Annotated in this window: 18 protein-coding genes; 9 read left to right on the forward strand and 9 right to left on the reverse strand. The window is 42.7% G+C overall.

All coding sequences use genetic code 11. From position 1 onward, the window contains the following. The first annotated feature begins 33 nt into the window (after positions 1-33). Genes BFG52_RS13260 through secB form a run of 3 tightly spaced genes read left to right on the forward strand, consistent with a single transcriptional unit; the run spans position 34 to position 1220 of the window. Positions 34-447 carry a rhodanese-like domain-containing protein gene (locus BFG52_RS13260; protein WP_067557174.1) on the forward strand — a complete coding sequence of 138 codons (414 nt, stop codon included), beginning with the start codon at positions 34-36 and terminating at the stop codon, positions 445-447. 13 nt (positions 448-460) lie between these two features. Then, positions 461-715: a glutaredoxin 3 gene (gene grxC, locus BFG52_RS13265; protein ID WP_067557177.1), complete on the forward strand. Its 255-nt coding sequence runs from the start codon at positions 461-463 to the stop codon at positions 713-715. A 55-nt stretch (positions 716-770) separates the two neighbouring features. Beyond that, a complete protein-coding gene (secB, locus tag BFG52_RS13270) occupies positions 771-1220 on the forward strand; it encodes a protein-export chaperone SecB (RefSeq protein WP_067557179.1) in 450 nt (149 codons plus the stop codon). Between the two features lie 133 nt (positions 1221-1353). Here secB and BFG52_RS13275 read toward each other — a convergent pair whose 3' ends face one another. Genes BFG52_RS13275 through trpA form a run of 4 tightly spaced genes read right to left on the reverse strand, consistent with a single transcriptional unit; the run spans position 1354 to position 5307 of the window. After that, positions 1354-2337 carry an SPOR domain-containing protein gene (locus tag BFG52_RS13275; protein WP_171257348.1) on the reverse strand — a complete coding sequence of 328 codons (984 nt, stop codon included), beginning with the start codon at positions 2335-2337 and terminating at the stop codon, positions 1354-1356. Then, the gene (gene folC, locus BFG52_RS13280; RefSeq protein WP_067557187.1) at positions 2328-3611 is read right to left on the reverse strand and encodes a bifunctional tetrahydrofolate synthase/dihydrofolate synthase; all 1284 of its coding nucleotides are present in this window, start codon (positions 3609-3611) and stop codon (positions 2328-2330) included. Before folC ends, BFG52_RS13275 begins: the two co-directional genes overlap by 10 nt. Then, entirely contained in the window at positions 3611-4507 is an 897-nt protein-coding gene (accD, locus tag BFG52_RS13285; protein WP_067557189.1) for an acetyl-CoA carboxylase, carboxyltransferase subunit beta, read from the reverse strand. Before accD ends, folC begins: the two co-directional genes overlap by 1 nt. A gap of 2 nt (positions 4508-4509) precedes the next feature. Next, entirely contained in the window at positions 4510-5307 is a 798-nt protein-coding gene (trpA, locus tag BFG52_RS13290; protein WP_067557192.1) for a tryptophan synthase subunit alpha, read from the reverse strand. 374 nt (positions 5308-5681) lie between these two features. Here trpA and BFG52_RS13295 point away from each other — a divergent pair, with 374 nt between their 5' ends. Both BFG52_RS13295 and BFG52_RS13300 read left to right on the forward strand, forming a co-directional pair. Beyond that, positions 5682-7013 (forward strand): Na+/H+ antiporter NhaC family protein, encoded by a 1332-nt coding sequence (locus BFG52_RS13295; protein ID WP_067557195.1) that lies wholly within the window; start codon positions 5682-5684, stop codon positions 7011-7013. A gap of 500 nt (positions 7014-7513) precedes the next feature. Continuing rightward, on the forward strand, positions 7514-8554 hold the full coding sequence (locus tag BFG52_RS13300) for an AraC family transcriptional regulator (protein ID WP_067557197.1): 1041 nt from the start codon (positions 7514-7516) through the stop codon (positions 8552-8554). Between the two features lie 14 nt (positions 8555-8568). Here the strand turns inward: BFG52_RS13300 and BFG52_RS17115 are convergent, their stop codons facing one another. Next, positions 8569-8721 (reverse strand): hypothetical protein, encoded by a 153-nt coding sequence (locus BFG52_RS17115; RefSeq protein ID WP_157758115.1) that lies wholly within the window; start codon positions 8719-8721, stop codon positions 8569-8571. A gap of 122 nt (positions 8722-8843) precedes the next feature. Between BFG52_RS17115 and BFG52_RS13305 the strand changes: the two genes are divergently transcribed. Continuing rightward, on the forward strand, positions 8844-9122 hold the full coding sequence (locus BFG52_RS13305; RefSeq protein WP_067557200.1) for a hypothetical protein: 279 nt from the start codon (positions 8844-8846) through the stop codon (positions 9120-9122). Positions 9123-9195: 73 nt separating this feature from the next. Here BFG52_RS13305 and BFG52_RS13310 read toward each other — a convergent pair whose 3' ends face one another. Together BFG52_RS13310 and BFG52_RS13315 are read right to left on the reverse strand one after the other, a co-directional pair. Beyond that, a complete protein-coding gene (locus BFG52_RS13310) occupies positions 9196-9630 on the reverse strand; it encodes a GNAT family N-acetyltransferase (protein ID WP_067557207.1) in 435 nt (144 codons plus the stop codon). Between the two features lie 132 nt (positions 9631-9762). Continuing rightward, the gene (locus tag BFG52_RS13315) at positions 9763-11064 is read right to left on the reverse strand and encodes a class I SAM-dependent methyltransferase (RefSeq protein ID WP_067557210.1); all 1302 of its coding nucleotides are present in this window, start codon (positions 11062-11064) and stop codon (positions 9763-9765) included. 99 nt (positions 11065-11163) lie between these two features. On the opposite strand from BFG52_RS13315, the gene trhA reads away from it, so the two are divergent. Continuing rightward, positions 11164-11826, forward strand: coding sequence for a PAQR family membrane homeostasis protein TrhA (gene trhA, locus BFG52_RS13320; RefSeq protein ID WP_067557212.1), 663 nt, complete (start codon positions 11164-11166; stop codon positions 11824-11826). 123 nt (positions 11827-11949) lie between these two features. Next, positions 11950-13263 (forward strand): MFS transporter, encoded by a 1314-nt coding sequence (locus tag BFG52_RS13325; RefSeq protein ID WP_067557218.1) that lies wholly within the window; start codon positions 11950-11952, stop codon positions 13261-13263. 168 nt (positions 13264-13431) lie between these two features. Here BFG52_RS13325 and BFG52_RS13330 read toward each other — a convergent pair whose 3' ends face one another. Next, positions 13432-14442, reverse strand: a complete 1011-nt coding sequence (locus tag BFG52_RS13330; protein ID WP_067557220.1) for a metallophosphoesterase — start codon at positions 14440-14442, stop codon at positions 13432-13434. A gap of 177 nt (positions 14443-14619) precedes the next feature. On the opposite strand from BFG52_RS13330, the gene BFG52_RS13335 reads away from it, so the two are divergent. Then, positions 14620-16176 (forward strand): phospholipase D family protein, encoded by a 1557-nt coding sequence (locus BFG52_RS13335; protein WP_228703843.1) that lies wholly within the window; start codon positions 14620-14622, stop codon positions 16174-16176. 161 nt (positions 16177-16337) lie between these two features. Here the strand turns inward: BFG52_RS13335 and BFG52_RS13340 are convergent, their stop codons facing one another. Continuing rightward, entirely contained in the window at positions 16338-17111 is a 774-nt protein-coding gene (locus BFG52_RS13340) for a lysophospholipid acyltransferase family protein (RefSeq protein ID WP_228703755.1), read from the reverse strand. Between the last annotated feature and the right edge of the window lie 136 nt (positions 17112-17247).

Genomic DNA, 17247 nt, shown 5'->3' on the forward strand with positions numbered 1-17247 from the left:
CTACGCAATTTTTGATTGGTAATAAGGTGATTTGTGGAACGTTGGTTTGAGTTTATGGGGAATCACCCCTTTTTATTTGGCCTATTGGCTGTTCTGATCGTACTGTTCTTCTTTTTTGAAGGTCAACGCAATGGACGAAAAATCTCTCCACAATCGCTGGGTATCTTGATTAAAGCCAAAAATGCCATGCTGATTGATTTACGAGACAGCAAAGATTTTCGTGAAGGTCATATTAGTGGTAGCCGCAATATCCCATACAGTCAAATTGCGAGTCATATCGAAGAGTTAAAATCTGCCGAACGTCCGTTAGTCTTTATTTGCAACTTAGGTCAAGTTGCAGGTAGTGCATTACAGCAAGTGGCTCATCGTGACAGCTATCGTTTAGACGGCGGGATCAGTAACTGGAAAGCTCAAGGTCTTCCACTCATTAAAGCCAAAAAAGCTTAGAGGATGCTAAATCATGGCAGTTGATGTAAAGGTTTATTCAACCAATTCTTGCCCTTATTGTGTACGTGCCAAACAACTCTTGGAACGTAAAGGCATTGCCTACACCGAAATCAACTTATCCAATGAAGATCCGGAAGTACGCATGACCTTGATGCAAAAAACCAAGCATCGTACTGTGCCACAAATTTTTATTAACGATGAGTTTATTGGTGGTTTCGACCAACTCTACGCCTTGGAGCGTGAAGGACGACTCGATTCATATTTATAGTATTTTAGTTTTATAGTATTTCAGTTTTTATAAACATCACTTTAGGAAATATACAATGAGTGAAGAACAACAAGCGCAACTTGCTTTAGAACGTATTTATGCCAAAGACATTTCTTTTGAAGTCCCAAGTGCGGCTGTATTTACCAAAGAATGGCAACCTGAATTAAATATTAACTTATCTTCTGCGGCTGAAAAAATTGATGACACTCATTTCGAAGTGTCTTTAAAAGTTGTCGTACAAGCCAATAATGCCGGTGAAACAGCGTTTATTGTTGATGTAACACAAGCAGGTATTTTCCTGATCGATGCCATCGAAGAAGACCGTCTACCGTATGTGCTCGGTGCTTACTGCCCGAACATCTTGTTCCCATTCTTACGTGAAGCAGTGAACGATGTCGTGGTAAAAGGCAGCTTCCCACAATTGCTTTTAACCCCAATTAACTTTGATGCAGAGTTTGAAGCCAACTTACAACGTGCTCAGGCTGCTGCTGAAGGTCAAGCTTAAATCTTAAGCCGACCTGACCACAAAATAGGGCACATCTAGCGCCCTATTTTTATGCCTGTATGTTTGTGTTTGTGCTTGTGCTTGTGCTTAACGCAATAAGCGATTGAACATCCATCCCCATATTGCAACCTGATTAACGCTGATCCAATGGCACCCAGTCAATTACCCAGGCTGATTTCATATTGAGGCTGCTATCACTATTGATTTTTTTACGTGTAGCATCTGCCGCTTCACGGTCCTTAGCCGGTCCAACCATGATACGAATCCCTTTACTGGTTTTACTTTGCGTCACCTTATAACCTTTGGCACGTAGCTTAGCCGCCAAGGCATCGGCATTGGCTTGGTTGGCAGCCAAAGCCACTTGTACCATCCACTGTTTACCGCTATTGCTGCCGCTGTCACCATCCATAATTTGTCGTGCTTTCTCGGCTTCGGCTTTTTTCTTCGCTTCTTCCGCTTTATGCTTGGCATCAGCTTCAGCTTTTTTCTTGGCTTCTTCTGCTTTGGCTTTTTCTGCAGCTTTACGCTTGGCATCAGCCTCGGCTTTGGCTTTTTGTTCTGCCTCAGCTTTACGTTTATTGTCAGCGTCTACTTTCTCTTTGGCAGCAGCTTGCTCTCGACGTTTCTGCTCCAGCTCTGCCTTTTTCTTGGCTTCTTCTGCTGCGGTGGTCTTTGCTGCAGTGGCTGCCTTATTCTTCGCATCATTCACCAATTCTGGTGGAATATTATCAGAACTATCTTGTGCCGATTTACGACGAGCATTTAATGCAGCATATTCTTCCGCCGCTTTACGCGCAGCCTCAGCCTCAGCTTGTTGTTGCATACGCAAAAATTCTGCAGCTTTGGCTTCTTGCTCGGCATTGGCTTTTTCACGCGCACGTTTTTGCTCTGCGAGTAATCGTTTTTCAGTCTCTACGTCTACCGTTAAAGGCTGTAATGGCACAGCTTCAGGCTGGTTTTCAGGATTCGCTTGACGCACTTGTTCAACTGGATGACGAACTTGTGTTTCTTGTTGGTGTAGCTCTTCTTTGCCTTTTAGAAGTAATGCTGCCAACAATGCGCCTCCTCCCAATAAAACAACACCACCTAGCCAACGTTGTTTGTTATTCATTGACATTCTTCTAAATACTCCCAGACCGCTTCCAAAGTATGAAACGATCCACACACTAAAATCAGTTGATTATTGTTGCTTTCATCAAGTGCTGACTGAAATGCTGCAGCGACATGCGCAAAAGACTCAAACTTTTGATCTTGCAAAGCTTGGCTTAATTGTGCAATAGATGCAGCACGCGGCACAATTACTGGCGCTATTTTCCACTTTACAACGTGCTTTTTCAACAAGTTCACAGTGCTTTCAATGTCTTTATCTGCCAACATTGAAAATACTGCGATGATTTCAGTATATTGCGGGTTTAATTGTCGGTATTGTTCTAATTGTCTTAATAAAAATTCGACGCCGTGCGGATTATGTCCAGCATCAAAAATCACGGCTTTATTTGAAATATGCCTACAGTCAAAACGCCCTGCCAAACGCGCTTCAGCCACGCCTTGGCGGATTGCCGCCATGGAGATCTCTAAACCAGAAACAAGACTGGCAGCGACCGCCGCAGCAAGGTTTTCAAGCGCCAAATGACCTAATGGCAATTTTAGCGTTGCAGCTGGGCTAGCAAAGTTCCAGCTTTGTCCATCTGCTGCGAACTGATAAAAATAATCATGTTGGGCTTGATAGAGTGTTGCCTTACAGGCAGCGACACGATCAGCAATGGCTTGTGGCAGTGCTTGTAAACCAGCAAAAATCACAGGAATATTGGGACGAATAATACCGGCTTTCTCAAAAGCAATTTTTTCAATGCTATCCCCCAACCAATCGATATGATCCAAACCGATATTGGTAATCACAGCCACATCGGGATCAATCACATTGACCACATCTAAGCGACCGCCTAAACCGACCTCCAACACCCAGACATCACAATCTGCTTGTTGGAAAATCACCAAAGCTGCCAAAGTGGTGGCTTCAAAAAAAGACAGACTCAGCCCACATGCTCGCCGTGCTTGGTCAACACGGCAAAATGCATCGATGAGCACTTGGTCTGCTACTTCCTGTCCCGCAAGCTTCACCCGTTCATTAAAACGGTAGATATGAGGCGATTGGTAAAGCCCAACACGATAACCTTGGGCATTTAAAATAGCCGCCAAGGTTGTGGTGGTCGAACCCTTACCATTGGTCCCTGCAACGGTCATGACTTTGGCAGAGGGCTGCGTGACAGCCAAGTGTTCTGCCACAGGGAGCACACGCTCCAAACCTAAATCAATTCCAGTCACATGAACATGACCCCAGTAATCGAGCCATGTCGCCAAATTATCGCTGGCAAGCGGTGCGTTTCGCATTATGGTAAATTCATCAGTTTCGATACAATACGGTATACAGTATCACGTAATGCATGGCGATGAACGATTTGATCGATCACACCATGATCAAGCAAAAATTCAGCACGTTGGAATGGTTCTTCTAATTTTTCGCGGACAGTTTGTTCTATCACACGTTTACCCGCAAAACCAATCATAGCCTTAGGTTCAGCAATATGCACATCACCAATCATTGCCAAAGATGCCGTTACACCGCCATACACAGGATGGGTTAATACCACGATATAAGGTAAACCTGCGGCTTTAACGCGCTCAACCACCGCCGCTGTACGTGCCATTTGCATTAAAGACAACATGCCTTCTTGCATACGCGCACCGCCAGAAGATGCAAAGCAGACCAAAGGTTGTTTCAGCGCAATGGCTTTTTCGCCAGCTTGCACAAAACGATCCCCCACAACGGTTCCCATTGAGCCTGCCATAAAGTCAAACTCAAAAGCACAGGCTACCATCGACAAGCCTTTCAACTGACCTTGCATCACCACCAATGCTTCGGTTTCGCCGGTTTTTTGCTGTGCTTCTTTGATTCGCGCTGGATAAGCTCTGCTATCGACAAAGTTTAGCGGATCTTTGGCAACAAACTCTTGTCCAAGCTCACTGTTCACTTGATCAAAAAACCAATTCAAACGCTCACGTGCTTTCATACGTAGGTGTTCATCACACTGCGGACAAACATAGACATTAAATGACATGGCAGTACGAGTCACCAAAGCATGGCACTCGGGGCACTCAATGGTTGGCTCAGTATAGATTGCTTTGAGACTCTGCTGCTCATCTGCAACATCAATGCCAGGCACTGCACGCTCAGTCCACGGCGTTACGGGACTCAAAACTTTCCCTGATTTGACTTGTTGATTCATACTCACTCATCGAGCGCAGCTCGAAGCTCCTTTACTTTTTGAACCGTTTGATCAACGGCTTGATCGATCGAACACTCTGCAAAAGGTTTGACCAAGGCACTACCGACGATGACGGCATCGGCAACTTGACCCATGGCTTTTGCGGATGCTGCATCACGTATACCAAAACCCACCCCAATGGGTAGATCGGTCAATGCTTTAATTTTTTCTATTCGTGCTGCGGCCTCAGCAGTATCTAAGCTGGCAGCGCCAGTCACCCCTTTTAATGACACATAATAAATAAAGCCACGTGCCCGTTCAGCCACGTAAGCAATGCGTTCATCTGTTGAGGTTGGCGCCAACAAGAATACTTGGTCCATTTGATACTGTTGTAAAATTTGGTCCAAACTGCCTGCTTCCTCTGGTGGAAGATCAACAATAATCAGCCCATCGACACCACTGTCATGTGCTGCTGCAACAAACTGTTGATAACCAATTACTTCTAATGGGTTTAAATAGCCCATTAACACAATTGGCGTTTGCTGATCTTGCTCGCGAAAGCGCTTGACCATCTGCAAAACATCTAAGGTATTGGTTCCGCCCGCCAAGGCACGTTCTGCAGCCAAGGCAATCACTGGACCATCCGCCATTGGATCTGAAAATGGCAATCCCAACTCAATCACATCCACCCCTGCATCCACCATTTGATGTAGTAGCGGTACAGTGACCTGTGGTTGTGGATCTCCAGCCATGACATAAGAAACCAATGCCTTTCGCTGTTGAGATTTAAGCTGTGCAAATCGAGTGGCTAAACGTGACATAGTCTGAAGATATCCTTAAATGCTGTTCGATGAGGAGTGTATCGAGTAAAAAGTACCAGAGTTTGCATTGTAACGTGATTTTCTCTAGATGGAAGTCTCGTCCCAAGGCCGCAATCATCTCGCAACTCACTCGCTCACAGGCAGCACGTTTTAACTGCTACATTTATCTATAAATTGCAATGTTTCTCAATGATCAAAGCTTACTAATTGTATTTTTTTCGCAACGACCTTCACCCCCCTACACCCTGTGACACCAGACAGCAAAGCATGATGCGGAGTGATTGTGTTAATTTTCACCCCTTAAAAGATGAGCACTTATGAATTGACATTAGCTGCCTTATACTACGCAGCAATTATTATTTCTCCCCGTATTTATGACCGAACCCAATGAAAATACCACGCCTGCCCGTGCACTGGCTTTATTACCCCTGCTGTTATTTTTGGCGATTTTTTTAGGCAGTGGCATCTATTATTCTTGGATGGGTAGCGAATTCGCATTTTATCAAACCAAAGCGCCCGTAGCAGCACTGCCCGCAATACTGCTGGCTGTGCTGACTTTTCGCGGTTCCATTAACCGTGCCATTGACATTTTCCTGCGGGGTGCAGGTCACCATAATCTGATTTTAATGTTCATGGTCTTTATGCTGGCAGGTGCATTTGCCAGTGTTTCCACAGCAATTGGCAGCATTGATGCCACAGTACAACTTGCTTTGTCGATCATTCCAGCACAATGGGTACTCCCCATGTTGTTTGTGATTTCGGCATTTATTGCAACTGCGATGGGTACCTCAATGGGCACCATCGCTGCCTGTACGCCGATTGCATTTGGTTTTGCCAATGCAACGGATATCGCGATGGTCTATGCCATTGGGGCTGTGGTGGGTGGTGCCATGTTTGGTGATAATCTGTCCATGATTTCAGATACCACCATTGCGGCAACACGCAGTCTGAATGTCGAACTCAAAGATAAGTTTCGGATTAATATCTGGATTGCGCTCCCCGCTGCGCTGTGCACCATCATCCTGTATTTACTACTCAGCCACACACAGCATGAGATTCAACATCAAGCGTATAATATTTGGCTGATTATTCCTTATCTATTGGTCTTTGTACTGGCTTTTAGTCGTCTACATGTCTTGGCTGTACTCAGTATTGGCATCGTCAGTGCTGGAATAATTGGCTTAATTTACCAAGATAATTTTGCCATTTCCCACTGGAATAACGCGATTTACGACGGCTTCACAGCAATGTTTGAAGTGGCATTTTTGTCATTATTACTGGGTGGTATCTCAGCATTGATGCAACATGAAGGTGGCTTAAAATGGTTAATTGCACGGATTTATGCGCTAACCAATCTCATTCAAATTGGTCGTGAACGTGCCGGTGAATTGGGGATTATTTTATTAATCTGCTGTTCCAATCTATTTGTTGCCAATAATACTGTTGCCATTATTTTATCTGGAGATATGGCGCGTGAAGTCGCCAAAGAATATGGCGTCAACCCGAAACGGGCAGCGGCTTTACTGGATATCTTCTCTTGTGTTGTGCAGGGCTTGATTCCTTATGGTGCACAATTGCTCTTAGCCTGTTCTATTGCACAAATCTCACCGCTTAGCCTAATTCAGCATGTTTACTACTGCTGGGCACTCGCCATTTTTAGTCTAGTAGCAGTGATTTTCCGTTATCCACGTTTAAAATCAGGCTAATCCTATCTAACGCTGAAACTGCATAATGCTCAAGCACATGCAGTTTCACACGCCCCATTTGGTTTGATCTAAAGAGCTGTCATTTTTAATCTGACCTACTCATGCGTACAATTTAATAAAGCACATGCAATCAATGCATTATTTTCTATATTCATTTCACTAGACTCTGACTTTGAAACAAATTTTAAAACGAATAATGATCACTTTGGTAAATCGACTTCACAGATTTTGTCTAGTCGCATTTGCAGCACAAAAATAATAAAAAAACAAAAATGCTATAAAAAGGCGTGCTATTTCAATAGCTTTAACCCATTTATTTGACTATATTTTTGCACGGTACATCTAAAATGATCAGCATAAAAGTTTTAAAAACATCAGAAACAATGTCATGTTCAGCCATTTACCTTGATCATTTCGGCAATTTACCATGTAAAAACTAGATTTGCTTCGTTGTAAATCGCCAAACTAATTATTTCTAGCGTCATTTAGGTCAAAAAAACGTGAATATAAAAGAGACAGAAGGATTTAATGTCAATCGCGATACGATTAGTATCCACTTCGTCAATGCCGCATTGACTGGGGTTAAACGTCTAGGTATGGACATCGAGACTTTACTCTCCCACGTCGGTATTGAAGCTGAATTATTACGTCAACCCAAAGCCCGTATTTCGCCAGAGCAATATACGCGCTTTATCAAAATGTTATGGATGGTCACTCAAGATGAACACGTGGGCTTTGATGTCCAGCCACGTCGCTTGGGCACTTTTGCCATCATGTGCCAACTGATTATTCATGCCAAAACATTGGGTGACGCATTAGAATTATCCTCGCAGTTTTATAAATTGTTCGGTGATGAATGGTCCGTGAGTCTTGAGCGTGATAAACACGAAGCGCGTTTGGTCCCTCTCGTTCCCAAAAGCATGGATCCCGATCATTTTATTACTGAAAGCATGTTGATGATTTGGCATGGTCTGGCTTCTTGGTTAATCGAACGTCGTATTCCTTTGGAACGTGTACATTTTGGCTATCCACGCCCAGAGCATGCCGACGAATACGATGCCCTATTCTTTGCGCCAGTCATGCAGTTTGATGCGCAACGTACTGAAATTACCTTTGCGGCTGATTATCTCGACTTACCCATTCGCCAAAATGAACAGGCTTTAGAGGAGTTCCTCAAAGCTGCACCAGCTCAGCTTTTGGTCAAGTTTAAAAATAATAATTCACTCACTTCGCGTATTCGCGATGTGCTCAAAAGTCAGATTGGTGAGGAAATGCCAACCTTAAATGACGTCGCCTCTATGCTCTATCTATCACCACAAACGTTACGACGCCGACTGGCAACAGAGGGTAAAAGTTATCAAGGTGTCAAAGATGCATTACGTCGTGACGCTGCGATTCACCTCTTACTCAATCCCAAACTGACCCTCGAAGATGTCGCTCAACAAGTTGGATTTAGTGAAACCAGTACGTTCCACCGTGCTTTCAAAAAGTGGACTGGTGTAACACCAGGACTCTACCGTCAATTGCATGGTTATCATTGATGTCAGCGTAGTCCTTATTTTATCGTTGCAATAAAGCTTTGATCGTTATCGTTTTCTAGCCACATTGCGCTATTTTCCTCTGCCCAGCTTCTATTCAGAAATTGGGCTTTTTTTATTTTATTTTTTGTTTTAATTTTTAATTTTATTTTTTTGTGCTGTTTTTTCATTGCTTTAGATCTTATTTAACCACTAGAGCCAGCGATCTATAGCCATCCTCAAAGTCGGCGAAACACATAAAATCATGCTATGATACTGGCAATTTTATACGCAGACTTTGGAAGCCGTGCTGATGAATAATAAAGCTATTTCTCCTGAAAAATCTCCTTGGGGGTGGAAAGCCCTCGGTATCGCAGCTGTACTCAGTGTATTATTCCTCGGTATTTTCTATCTTGCCATGAGCAATGAACCTGACTATATGCCGAGCCAACAACAGAAACATACGCAACAACATGCTTTTAAAACAGCTCCTGCCATGTCACCTGAAGCACTTGAAACAGCAAAACAACAGCAACAAGCTGCTGAAGCAGCCAAAGCTCCACAACATAGCAGCACACACAGCGAGCACTAAGCACGTCGTCTAAAAATTAATAGGTGCTCAGAGATGCAGTGCATAACTCCCTGTGCTGCATCTGGTCTTAAGCTTAAGATGGCTGACTCAAGAGCAAATCCATATGACGATGTGGAATATCACACTCTAAATACACTGCTCCTGTCGCTTGAAAACCCAAGCGCTCATAAAAAGGGAGTGCCTGTACTTGTGCAGATAGATATAGATTCGGTCGCTGCTGTTGACGCGCATATGCAATAATATACGCCATTAACTGATAGCCTATCTGCTGCCCGCGATATGTCGCCAAAACGGCAACTCGCCCAATAGAGTGATCTGGCAATAAACGTGCTGTTGCAATAGCTTGTTGTTGATCATAGACCACAAAATGCTCTGATGCTTCGTCGAGATCATCCCACTCATCTTCAACTGGAATCTGCTGTTCTTGCACAAACACCTGTTCACGAATGGATCGGGCATCTTGTGCCAATTGCTGCCAATCCCCTTGTACTATACGTATCTGGGTCATCCCTTGCTCCTTTTTGTCATCGTTTCGTTGCCACTGATCGTTTCGTTGCTACTGAATGCTGTGCTCGCTACCGCTCTTGCGCTAGCAAGATCACTTTTTACCCAACACGCTTCATCTAGCACGTTAAAAATATTAGCATTTTTTACCAATATCATGCGCTTGCCATTGATCATTCAAGAGCAATTCCAAACTATGCTGTTGAATACCGTACATCTTTTTCAATGCCGCAATTTCTGCCAATATTTTAGCGTCAGGTTGTGGCGGCGATTTGCGCTTGGTTGCCAAAATCATTTTATTTTTACTGCTATGCTCCAAGGCAACAAACTCAAATACTTTACACTCATAGCCATAGGCGTTAAGCAATAAGGCACGAATGGTATCGGTCAGCATTTCGGCTTGTTGTCCTGCATGCAACCCATATTGCAACATGGGTTGTAACACTGCTGGGCTGCGTAACTGTGGACGCAATTCTTTATGGCAACAGGGTGCACACATAATCATTGCAGCATTCAAGCGTATGCCGCTATGAATTGCAAAATCCGTTGCAATATCACAAGCATGTAATGCAATCATCACATCAAGGGCTTCGGGCTGATAACGGCGGACATCATCTTGATAAAACTTCAGTTGCTCAAAATGACAGGCTTGCGCTGCTTTTTGGCAAAACTCAACCATCTGTGCATTCAACTCCAAGCCAGTGACGACGGCTTGTGGTGCTTGTGCAAGGGCATGTTGTTGCTGTAAATAATCATATAAAGCAAACGTTAGATAGCCTTTGCCTGAACCAAAGTCAACCACATGCAAGCGTTGTTGTAGAGAGTTAAGCGGTGACGAATCGGGTTGTGATGAATCGGCTTGTGACGAATCAAGTTGTTGTGAAAAATCAAGCTGCTGCCAAGCATTGGCAAATATTTCAACAAATTTATTAATTTGTTTCCATTTACGCGCCATACTCGGAATCACTTGCCCTTCTGCATCGCAAACCCCCAAGTATTTTAAGAATGGACTATTTTGATCGACATAACGTTTTTTACGACGGTCATGTTGAGGGGGAATAGCAGCAACCTCCGTGTGCTGAGCCGATTTAAGCTGCTGGGTCAACTGCCAAGATTTCTTGGTTTTCTTTAATTGCAGATCTTTGTGCTGACAAAATAAATTGGCTTGTTTCGCCTGTAATAACAATTCGCTTAAACAGGTTATCGCTTCAGAAAGTGGATAATTTTTGGTGATATCTTGACGTGGATAACGATAAAGCACTGACAATTGCAGCTGTTGTTGCAACACAATAGAACGTACAGTCACTTTTTGTAGTTCATCGCTACGCGTGGCAAACTGACTGAGCACAAGCCTAATAAAATCTTTTTCTTCAATAGCTTGCAAAATAGCATCTAAGAACTGTTGTTGTTGCTCTGACCAAGAATTCGCCGTAGACATGCATTACACTCACAAAAATTAGCGACCTATTTTAGAACGACTTAACTTAAAGGTAAAACTGTATTATTATACACTTGTACTTTAAAGGATAATAAACGCATGAAAACAACTTCTCCAACGGTCGACTACGATCCTTTAGAAGAAAAAATAAATGCTATCAGCCATGCTATCGGTGCCGTTTTAGCACTATTCGGTGGCTTTGCCCTCATGCAACACAATCAAGGTTTAAGTCTTGGTCAAAATATTGGTCTATTGGTCTACAGTGCCAGTCTAGTTTTATTATTTGCCAGCTCAACCTTCTATCATGCAGCACGTAATCCCTATAAACGCTTTTTACTCAAGAAAATGGACCATACTGCAATCTATTATTTGATAGCAGGAACCTATACCCCCCTGTTATGCATCGCAATTCCAACACAAAAAGCGCATTATTTACTCATTGCACTATGGGTCATTGCTGCACTTGGCACCCTACTCAAACTATTCTTTGTCAATCGATTTGAAAAGCTGTCGCTCTTTGCCTATTTGGCCATGGGCTGGCTGGCACTATTGATCATTGATGATATGCGAGAATTTCTGCCTTCAAAAACACTTAATCTGATTATTATCGGTGGCTTAGCTTATACCATCGGCGCATTGTTTTATGCCTTAAAACGAGTAAAATACACCCATGCCATCTGGCATGTATTTGTATTATTAGGCGCAGGATCACATTTCTTCGCGATCTATTGGTACTTAATTCATTCTGCATCTACTGGATAATCAGTGACCCTGAAAGCCCTGTATATGCGGAACTTTCGTTGTTTTTTTAAAGAATTACGCCTTTTTTAAAAAAATTACGCTTTAGAAACTAGTGTTTATTTTTACAAAGTCTAAGGTAAATTTATGGCGTCAATCACATCAGACTCACAGCACACAGCACCAACAAATTCAAAAGTTCGGGTATTATTTGCCAGCTTAGTTGGTACGACCATCGAATTTTTCGACTTTTACATCTATGCCACTGCTGCTGTCATTATTTTTCCACATTTATTTTTTCCCACCACCACAGATCCCAAAACAGCGACTATTCAGTCTCTTGCGACCTTTGCCCTGGCCTTTATTGCCCGTCCAATTGGTGCCGCACTTTTTGGTCATTTGGGCGATCGTATCGGACGTAAAGCAACGCTGGTTGCAGCCTTATTGACCATGGGGGTCTCAACGGTCTGTATTGGTTTACTGCCCAGTTATGCGCAAATCGGCTTAGCCGCTCCGATCTTATTGGCTTTATGCCGATTAGGACAAGGACTCGGTTTAGGCGGAGAATGGAGTGGCGCGGTATTACTCGCCACAGAAAATGCCCCCGAAGGCAAGCGTGCATGGTACGGCATGTTCCCTCAACTCGGTGCACCAATCGGTTTTATTTTGGCAACAGGCTCATTCCTCATTTTAGGGGCATTGATGTCAGAACAAGCTTTTCTGGATTGGGGCTGGCGCATTCCATTTTTATCCAGTGCCTTACTGGTGATGATGGGTTTATATATTCGTCTTAAATTGCATGAAACACCCGCCTTTCAAAAAGTACTGAACCAACAAAAAGAAGTCGATATTCCATTCGAACAAGTTATGGTTAAACATTTTCCAATGTTGGTTTTAGGGACTATTGCTGCAATCTGTACTTTTGTGGTGTTTTATCTTACCACCGTTTTCGCTTTAAACTGGGGAACCACAGAGCTCAAGTATTCACGCAATGATTTTCTGAAACTACAGTTAGTTGCCACTTTCTGCTTTGCGGCATTTATTCCACTGTCTGCAATTTGTGCTGAAAAGTTTGGACGTCAAGCCACCTCTATTGCCGTCTGTATTGCTTCAGCCATTTTTGGTCTGGTCTTTGCCGATTTACTCAACTCTGGCAGCCCTTGGTTGGTCTTTCTATTTTTATGTATTGGACTGTCGATCATGGGGATGACCTATGGTCCAATTGGTACCGTGCTCTCAGAGATTTTTCCAACATCAGTGCGTTATACCGGATCAGCACTCACCTTTAATTTGGCAGGTATTTTTGGTGCATCCTTTGCCCCCTTAATTGCGACCAAATTGGCTGATAGCTACGGTCTGCCAGCTGTGGGGTATTATTTAACAGCCGCATCGATCTTATCGTTATTGGCATTTGTTGCGATTCGTGAAACCAAACACGATGACGTCAACAATCAAATTTAAATAGCAGTATTAACAACTCAGCTTTAACATCAGCTTTAACATCAGCTTTAACATCAGTGTTAAGTACATTGATCCTATCGATACTTCTCCCACAACACGATGAGGGTTAACGAGCAACCGTCATCGTGTTGCAGTGCATGATTGCCATGCATTGCAGCAATATGCTGATTAACTAAGCTCAATCATATCAATGCTTGGCGGCACACAAAAGCGCAATGGAATACCCACCATACCAATGCCGACAGTCACAAAGACATCGGCATTATCATGCTGATAAAAGCCATGTTTATGCCCTAAGATAGAGACTTTTTTCATGATGTAATTGGTTAACCAAGGCAGTTCAACTTGCCCACCATGGGTATGCCCAGACAACATCAGCGGACGTGTTGACAGCGGTGGCACCATATCAACCGTATCTGGGTTATGCGACAAAATCAGCCAAGGTTTATCTTGTGGTAAATCTGGCATATAGCGCATATCACTTTTTCCAGCCCATAAGTCCCCCACACCAATCAAACGAAAATCATCAAATTCAACCATTTTGCCTTCGATGTCTATGACATTATTTTGTGCCAAGGCATTTGATAACAGCTGTTGAATGGGAGGACCAGGATATTGCTCATCGTGGTTGCCATTGACCGAATATACTGGTGCCTTGAGCTGTTTCAGTACCGCAAGTTCATCGACGAGTTGATCTTCAGGTTCATAGGTCCAATCCCCAGCGACTACAATAATATCTGGATTTTGCTGATTAATTTTTTTAACCATCGACTTCAACTGCCGTTCATGCCCAGAAAACAAACCAATATGGAGATCGGCCACCAAAGCCACTTTAATGGGTCTGGCAAATGCTTCTGCATGGCTGAGTTTGTACTGTCGATGTTTAACCCGAATACAGTGCGGCTCAATAAAGCGCGCATAAATCAATACACTGCTCAATACGCCAATAAATATACTTTGTTTGAGAGAGAAAATATCATGCCATCCCGCATAAGCACTAAATGCCAATAAAGGGAATAATAAATAAGACAAATAAAATGCTAATAAATGAAAAAATGCTTTCAACGGATGAATGGTTTCTGTTCTAGATTGGCTAATCCATGCTTGTGCGATACCCCACAATGCCAATACGGCAAAGCAGATATAAAAACTGAATAGGACGACATTCGGGCTTAACATAGCACATCTCAATCTAGTAAAAATTTACTCAGGGTTTAAATATTTATCTTTTATGCATTCATGATTATACTCTAGCTCTAAATTTACACCGAATACATTATGCAGCGTAGCGACGATCAGACCATAAAATATTTAGCCTTAAGCCAACCACGACGATTTTATGTCGTGTTGCAAAATATGGCGATATTACTCTGCGTACTCAGTGTACTGAGTGCATGCAGTACCTTGCCGAAACGACTCGCGACCCCAGCTAAATTTGCCTATGACATTGAGACCAATGACACCAGCTTAGGGCAACTCATCCAAGCACTTAAAATTAAAAATCCAGAGCTTACTGGCTATCATATTTTATATGATCCACTTGATGCGCTGGCTGCACGCATTCACCTCATCGATCGTGCTGAAAAAACTTTAGATCTACAATACTACATTTGGGATAATGACAAAATTGGCTCCTTGGTACTGTATAAAATTATACAGGCGGCAGATCGTGGGGTAAAAATCCGTTTATTAATTGATGACAATAATGCCCATGCCATGGAAGGGGTTTATCTGGCTTTAAGCCAACATGCCAATATTGAAGTCAAACTCTTTAACCCTTATCGTTTTAGAACCTTACGCGCAATTGATATGGTACTTGATCTCAAGCGTATCAATCGTCGTATGCACAATAAAACCTTTACCGCCGACCATCAGGTTTCTCTGATTGGAGGGCGTAATATGAGCAACCAATATTACAATATCAGTGATAACTACCAATTTTCAGACCTAGATGTCATGCTGGTGGGCGATGCCGTCGATGATATCAATCACTCTTTTGATGAATACTGGAACCACGAATATGCCTATCCCGTCATACAAGTGGTCAACCCGAAGTACAATGCCTTGCGTTTTGATAGTCTCAAACAACAGCTGACTACGCATTATCAAAAAGTCACGGTACAAAATTATCTCGATCTTTCTAATCGTTCCAATGATTTTGAAAAATGGCTCAATCAAAATATCGATCTCAACTGGGTCAAAGCAGAAGTGGTCAAAGATGCTCCCGACAAGATCAAAGCACGCGCCAAAAAAGAAGAACATCTCAATTTCCAACTCATTCAAAATCTGCAAACGCCGGTTCAACATGTCGATTTGGTTTCGGCTTATTTTGTCCCAGAACAACGTGGTGCAGACAAACTCTCCGAGTTAGCCCAAAATGGTGTAAAAGTTCGAGTCCTCACCAACTCTTTTCGTGCCAATGATGTAGCAGTCGTGCATGCTTTCTACGCCAAATACCGCCAGCAGCTGCTAGAAAATGGTGTGGAGCTCTATGAGTTTTTACCTGCATTACCAGATGAGGCCATCGATGGCACCATTGAAGAGCTCTCGAGGAAAACACGGGTCAGTCTGAAGGGGCTGAGTCGCTCTAGTTTGCATGCCAAACTCATGGTATTAGACAATAAACAAGTATTTATAGGTTCTTTTAATTTTGATCCACGCTCTTCAAATCTCAATACCGAGATTGGGGTGATCCTCAACAGTGAACACTTAGCCACACTGGTTCACCAAGTTATGGACAACAATTTAAAACGCTATGCCTACCAGCTGCGTCTTAACCCTGACAATAAAATTCAGTGGTTACGTCAACTTCCAGATAAAACCATCATCTACAACAAAGAACCCAAAATGAAATGGTGGAAAAAAATAGGATTGAAGCTGGTATCATGGCTGCCCTTAGAAGGGTTCATGTAAGCCAAGTTTGATCTGTATAGCCTTAAAAACATGCACTTAAATTCTTAGCTTAAAACCTTAGCTTAAAAATCTATTTATCAGATCAACAACCCTGTGATCTGATCGATCGCTCAAAAACAGCACAGAACTTATGGATGAAGAGCCCGTTGATGTCATACCCGTTAATGCAATACCTGTTGATGTAATTCGTCTAAAGCCTGTTGCATCATATGCTGTACTGTGCTGGTCAAGCTTTCTACCGTATGACCTTGTACATCAATCAAAGGTAATAGCTTTAAATGCGCCGTCACTTGTGGCATTTCAAAAACTGCCAAAACATGATCGACAAAGCCAACATCACCAATATATGGTGCGGTCTTATCGAGTTCACCGTGTTGATTCACATAGCAAATCACGCATGCTTGTACCGGACGCTGTGCTTCAATTGCCGCGCCTAATAAACGTCCATGGATTCTTTTGATTTGTGTTCCATCCGTGGTGGTCGCTTCAGGGAAAAACAAAACTGGAATATCTTGCTTTAAAAAAGAGGCGATTTGCTCGCGAATACGTAATGAATCACCTGAACCGCGTTTGATAAACAGCGTGCCGCCACCTTTGGCTATTTTTCCCAATAATGGCCATTTTTCAATTTCAGCTTTGGCTAAAAAGAATATACGTGCCCCAGAACCCAATACCGCGATATCGAGCCAAGATATATGATTGCTGACCCATAATGCGGGTTGACGATTAATTTCACCATGTAATTCTACTTTTAAATTGAAGACATCACACAGCCTGCGACAGAAATATTGTACATATCTGGTGTTGTGGGGATTATTAGGATCTTTATATAAACCATGACGATAGACTAAATAAAGACCCTCTCCCACCACCCGAGTCATTAATCCAACTTTTCGAGTATAAAGAAATAATTTTGTTAAAGCGTTCTTTGCCACCAGAAGATTCACCTCTTTTCTGTCGTGAAATAATTATAATCTCTATAAAATATTGCTTAAATAGCGTTATTATAATGTTTATACTCAAATGTATAAATTTGCGATGACGAGACAAAACAGCGCAAATATAAATTTA

Source organism: Acinetobacter larvae (genome assembly GCF_001704115.1).
Lineage (GTDB): Bacteria > Pseudomonadota > Gammaproteobacteria > Pseudomonadales > Moraxellaceae > Acinetobacter > Acinetobacter larvae.